Here is a 4,418-nt window from a genome sequence, read left to right as displayed (position 1 = left end):
GCTTGATTCCATGGGGGAGTCCGTGCTGCGCTCCGGAGCGCCAAGCCATGAGCACCGCACCCACAGAGTCCCCCCGTTTTTTCGGGCGCTACGAGCTCGTCCACCTCCTGGGCCAGGGCGGCATGGGGGAGGTGTACCTGGCGAAGCTGTCCGGGGCGGCGGGCTTCGAGAAGCCCTGCATCGTGAAGACCATCCTGCCGGGGCTGGTGAAGGACCGGCAGTTCCTGGACCGGTTCCACCACGAGGCCAAGGTGCTGGTGCACCTGGTCCACTCCTCCATCGCCCAGGTGTACGACATGGGCGAGGCGGACGGCACCTACTACATGGCGCTGGAGTACGTGGCGGGCGTGGACCTGGGCTACCTGCTGGAGCAGGCCCGGGTGCAGGGGCGGGCGGTGCCCACGCCGGTGGCGCTCTACATCGGCCAGCGCATGGCGGAGGGCCTGGGGTACGCGCACCGCAAGACGGGCACGGACGGCGAGCCCCTGGGCATCGTCCACCGCGACGTGTCCCCGCACAACGTGATGGTGTCGTACGAGGGCGAGGTGAAGGTCATCGACTTCGGCCTCGCGAAGTCCACCGCGCGCAGCAAGTACACGCTGCCGTCCACGGTGATGGGCAAGCTGGGCTACATGTCGCCGGAGCAGGTCCGCGCGGAGCCCTTGGATCACCGCAGCGACATCTACTCCTGCGCGGTGGTGGTGTGGGAGATGCTCGCGGGCCGTGGGCTCGTTCCCCACGGCACCGTGGGTGAGATGATGGCGGCCATGTCGCACCCGGTGGTGCCGCCGCTGGCGGACTTCCGTCCGGACGTGGAGCCGTCGCTGGAGGCGGTGCTGCGCCGCGCGCTCGCGCCGTCTCCGGCGGACCGGTACGCGCGGGCGGACGAGTTCGCGCGGGCGCTCAACGCGGAGCTCTTGCGCTCGGGCAGTCCCCTGGGGGCGGAGGAGGTGGGCGAGTTCGTCCGCACGCTCTGCCCGGAGGCCTTCGCCGAGCAGCGCAAGCTGACGTCCGGCGTGCACGGCGAGCGGCGCACGCCATCCCCGGCGCCCCGGGCCGGTTCGGGCACGGCGCTGTACAGCGGCTCCGGATCCGGGAGCAACGCGACCGCGGACGAAGCGGCCTTCGGCGCCACGGCGCTGCGGACCCCGGAGGAGGCGGCCAGCGGCAGGCCCCACACCGGGCGCATCGACGTGGACGGGCCGTCGATGGGGCCGGGGGGCACGTTCGTGTCCCATCCGTCGCCAGGGCCGGGGACGGCACCGGGAGTGGCGCCGGGCTCGGGAGGCGTGGCGCGGAGCACGCCGGGCTCAGGAGGCGTGGCCCGGAGCACGCCGGGTTCGGGAGGCGTGGCGCGCAGCACGGACGACGTGGACGCGGCCGCGCTGGGCGCGACGGCGGTGCACCTTGCGGCCGCACCGGCCCAGGGCGCGGTCTCCCCGAGCACGTCCGGACAGGTGCCCGCACGGTCCGAGCGCAGGCCGGTGGCGTGGATCGCCGTGGCGGCGCTGCTGCTGGTGGGCGCCACCGTGGGCATCACCACCTTCGTGCTCCGCTCGCACACGGCCGAGCAGCCCGTGGTGCCGCAGGCGCTCCCGCCCTCCGAGCCGGTGGTGACGGCCGCGCCACCTTCCAAGGTGGAGCCGCCTCCCGAGGTGACGCCGCCCGTGGAGCCACCTCCCGAGGCCGCCGTGGACGCGGGCGTGGTGGCGAGCGCGGGAGAGCCCGAGCCGGTGAAGCTCCCGCCGGAGGTGAAGCCCGTCTCCGGAACGAAGCGGCCCGCGCCCCGTCCCGTCGAGATGGTGCCCGGGCATCTGCCCGTGGCCAAGATTGGCGAGACGGGTAGCGGCCAGCGCGTGGTGAACGTGGAGGTGCCTAAGGGCATCAACGCGGGCACGGTGTTCAAGGTGGTGGGCCCGCCGCAGAAGGGCACGCGCAAGCGTCCGGTGCTGGGGACCGCGACCGTGGAGCACATCAACCCGAACCGCCAGCGCATGACCCTGCGGCTGGACGCGGACGCGGACGCGGCGAACGAGCCGCGCTTCGTGCTGATGACCGCGCGCCCGGGGCCGACGCTGCCCACGCCCACGCCCGAGCCCACCCCGCCGGTCGCGGCGACACCTGAGCCGAAGCCCGAGCCGAAGCCCGTAGAGCGCTCACGCCTCCTGGGTCAGGCGGAGATGGATGGCCTGCTGGGGAGCAGCTTCAGCCGCACGCTCTATGTGATCAACAGCGACATGCGGACCTGGCACAACTGCGCCATCGTCCTGAACGGGCGGAAGGAAGCGCGGATGGCGAAGCTCGACCCCTACCAGACGCACAAGGTCCCGGTGGAGGATCGCTACTTCAAGGTGAACTACAAGGCGCCCCCCGTGCCGGAGAAGGCCGTGTGGGTGAACTGCGACGAGGGCGAGGAGACCTTCCCGCTGACCAGGCGCTGAGGCGCGGGCCCGGGAGCCCGCGCCCCCGGGGTTCACGGCCCCAGCCGCGCGGCGGCCACGGGGCACTCGTTGCGCACGAACTCCGCGACCTCCGTGTCGCCGCCGCTCGCGTTGCGCACCGCGCGGGACAGGGACGTGCGGCACTGCCACGTCACCTCGCGCGTGCCGTGGCAGCAGTGCCACCCGGTCAGCGTGCGGTCCAGGTACTGGAGCATCTCCTGACGCGTGGGCGTGACGATGCTCCACACCGCGCCCGCGAGCAGCAGCCACCCCACGACCGGCAGCGCCAGGCTGCGCGCCCAGCCGCGAAAGCCGCCCGGAATCACGCTCGCGTGCACGCGCAGCTGTTCATCCAGCGGCCGGCGCTGGAGCACCACCTGGAGCACCAGCTCCACCGGCGCGGTGAGCGCGCGCAACAGGCCCGTGCCCAGGCCCGGCGCCTTTCCTTCGGCGCGCTCCAGCTTCAGGCCCAGGGCGTGCCGGCCCGGGGTGAGCCCCGTCAGCCCGCCCACGCAGGACAAGAGGAGCCAGGCGGCCCCCATGGCGAACCCCAACAGACCGGCCGTGGACACCCACTCCGCCGCGCGCACCGCACCCCAACCCACGAGCGCCGCGCCCGTGAGGTCCAGCAGGTCCGCCACCCAGAGCCGGTTCTGGAACCGGGCCTCGGTGGGCGGAGTGTCCATGGAGAACAACATCCCGTCGCTCATCAGCCTCTCTCGTGTACGAGCGGGGCGCGAGCATAGGCGGCCCGCCGCGCACAGGCGCGCTCCAAAACGCCAGGCCCGGTAATGGGCTCCCCGAGGCTCGGGGATACTGGCTACAGGTCCAGTACCAGTCGCTTGGACCGGGCGCGCGACACGCAGACCAGCATCCTCGCGTCTCCCGCGGATTCCTGCTGGAAGAACGTGTCACGGTGGTCCGGCGTTCCCTCGCACACGCGGGTGACGCAGGTGCCGCAGGAGCCCGCCTCGCAGTCGCTCTCCACCTTGACGCCGTGGGTGCGCAGCACGTTGAGCACCGTCTTGCCGGCCGGGACGCGCAGCACCTGGCCGGTGCTCTTGAGCGCCACCTCGAAGTCCACCTCCGCCGTCGCGTGGGTGGCGGACGTGCCCTCCGCGGTGAATGCCTCGAAGTGCACCTTCTCCCAGGGCCACTTGTGCAGCGTGGCCGCCTCGCGCACGGCCTTCATCAGGCCCGCCGGCCCGCAGCAGTACAGCCGCGTGCCCGGGCCGCGCGTGGCCAGCAGCGCCCGCACGTCCAGCCCCTTCGTGGGGTCGCCCCCGTCGTGGTGGATGTGCACGCGGCCCGCGAAGGACGGCGTGGCCAGCAGCTCCCGGAAGGCGGTGCGGTCCGCGTCGCGGGCGCAGTAGTGCAGCACCCACTCCGCGCCGGTGCGCTCCAGCACGCGCGCCATGGCCAGCAGCGGCGTGATGCCGATGCCGCCCGCGATGAGCACGTAGCTGCGTCCGTACAGGAGGGGGAAGTCGTTGACGGGCTCGCTCACGGTGAGCACGTCGCCCTCGTGGACGTTCTCGTGCATCGCCCTGGAGCCGCCGCGGCCGTTGGCGTCGCGCTGCACGGCGATGATGTAGCGGTGCGTCTCGCCCGGGTCGTTGCAGAGCGAGTACTGGCGCATGCCGTTGAGCCCCGGCACCTGCACGTCCAGGTGGGCGCCGGCCTCGAACTCGGGCAGGGCGCCGCCGTCCTGGGACACCAGCTCGTAGGACTGGATGCCTTCCGCCTCGCGGGTGATGCGCGCCACCCGCAGACGCAGCGTGTTCGTCGTCACGGTATTGCCCCTGTTCCCTTGCCCGCCGCCCGCGCGAGACCGATCTGGCCGCGCACGGTGTGCACGCCCGGGCCGTCCGGGGAGTGGGGAGCGGTGCGGTTTTTAGACAGGTACCGGACACTCGGGCCCTGTCGCCCGCCTGCCCTCCGGCCGGGCGCGAGGGCCAGGGCGGCGGGGGTGGGCAC

3 protein-coding genes are annotated in these 4,418 nt (G+C 73.0%); 1 reads left to right on the top strand and 2 read right to left on the bottom strand.

What is annotated here, in order from left to right; translation table 11 throughout:
* The first annotated feature begins 47 nt into the window (after window positions 1-47).
* On the top strand, window positions 48-2,441 hold the full coding sequence (locus tag D7W79_RS39310; protein ID WP_120530353.1) for a serine/threonine protein kinase: 2,394 nt from the start codon (window positions 48-50) through the stop codon (window positions 2,439-2,441).
* A gap of 32 nt (window positions 2,442-2,473) precedes the next feature.
* Here the strand turns inward: D7W79_RS39310 and D7W79_RS39305 are convergent, their stop codons facing one another.
* The gene (locus D7W79_RS39305; RefSeq protein ID WP_120530352.1) at window positions 2,474-3,151 is read right to left on the bottom strand and encodes an RDD family protein; all 678 of its coding nucleotides are present in this window, start codon (window positions 3,149-3,151) and stop codon (window positions 2,474-2,476) included.
* Window positions 3,152-3,261: 110 nt separating this feature from the next.
* Complete coding sequence (locus D7W79_RS39300) at window positions 3,262-4,233, bottom strand: PDR/VanB family oxidoreductase (RefSeq protein WP_120530351.1); 972 nt, start codon at window positions 4,231-4,233, stop codon at window positions 3,262-3,264.
* Between the last annotated feature and the right edge of the window lie 185 nt (window positions 4,234-4,418).

The organism is Corallococcus exercitus, assembly GCF_003611585.1.
In the GTDB taxonomy this organism is placed as follows: Bacteria; Myxococcota; Myxococcia; order Myxococcales; family Myxococcaceae; genus Corallococcus; species Corallococcus exercitus.
The sequence above is the reverse complement of the archived record's forward strand: the minus strand, read 5'-3'. Positions and strand labels throughout refer to the sequence as shown.